Here is a 990-nt window from a genome sequence, read left to right as displayed (position 1 = left end):
ATAAATTATAAATAAAATGTTTATCGATGAATTTCTATCGAGCTAGACCTAGTTTTACCTAAAAAGCTACGAATTGTTACAAAAAGGGAGATGAGCATATTGTTTAAGAAGTTTATTATGTTATTACTAATTGTATTGGTAATATTTATAGGGAAAGAAATTTATAATTATAAAACCTATTTTTTTAATCCTTTTTTATTTGAACAGGATCATGTTACTTATTTACCATACACAGCGTATAAAAAAACAATGGGATATACATTAACAGATTATATTACTCCAGATGATTCAGAAATTTTAACGAATAGAAATGAAATTAAATTAATGTACAAAGAGTTAAAAAAGGGAGAGGTATTGGGCAATAGTCTCGATAATCCATCTTTATTGGCTAAGCCGAAAGGGTATATTACTATTTATTCTGATATAGATAATAAAAAGGGAATGTCAATAGTTTCCAGGATTATGTGGTATGGAGAAAATTATGATTATGTAAAAGTCTCTGGTGAGTTTGAAAGAAAGGGAGAAAAAATATCTGGATATTTATATATTAGAATGACTCCTGAGATTAAAGAGTTTTTTAGCTTAAAATTCAATCAAAATTATAAGGAATAAATAACGCTGATGATAACATCCAATTTCAATGTGGTTTACTTGGAGTTTATGATTTGTGTTAGAAAAACAAAAAATTGGGCAAGGCTTGTATAGATTTTTTTTGGTTTATCTATTGATATGGTGGGGAATGGTCATAAAAAGATTTTTAAAAAATAAAGAATAAACAATAAACAATAAACAAGATTACTATACCAAGAAACTTACAACAGAAGCTTTGAGGGAATAAATGTTCATTTTTACATGATTATATCTTTGCACCACTATCATTGATAATTAGCAGCTATTTTCTGTTAAAGGGTATATGGGAATAAAGAAAGGGAGAAAACAGGAAATTATTTATTAGATATACTTTGATATCACTAACCATTTTTATTTTTT

At 26.5% G+C, this 990-nt stretch carries 1 protein-coding gene; it reads left to right on the top strand.

All coding sequences use genetic code 11. The annotated features are described in order from the left end of the window. Window positions 1-99 precede the first annotated feature (99 nt). Window positions 100-612: a hypothetical protein gene (locus U473_RS07865; RefSeq protein WP_068725087.1), complete on the top strand. Its 513-nt coding sequence runs from the start codon at window positions 100-102 to the stop codon at window positions 610-612. Window positions 613-990: the final 378 nt, after the last annotated feature.

The sequence above is a fragment of the Tepidibacillus decaturensis genome (genome assembly GCF_001561915.1).
Taxonomy (GTDB): Bacteria; Bacillota; Bacilli; order Tepidibacillales; family Tepidibacillaceae; genus Tepidibacillus_B; species Tepidibacillus_B infernus.
Note: the sequence above shows the minus strand (reverse complement) of the source record. Positions and strands in the feature narration are given on the sequence as shown.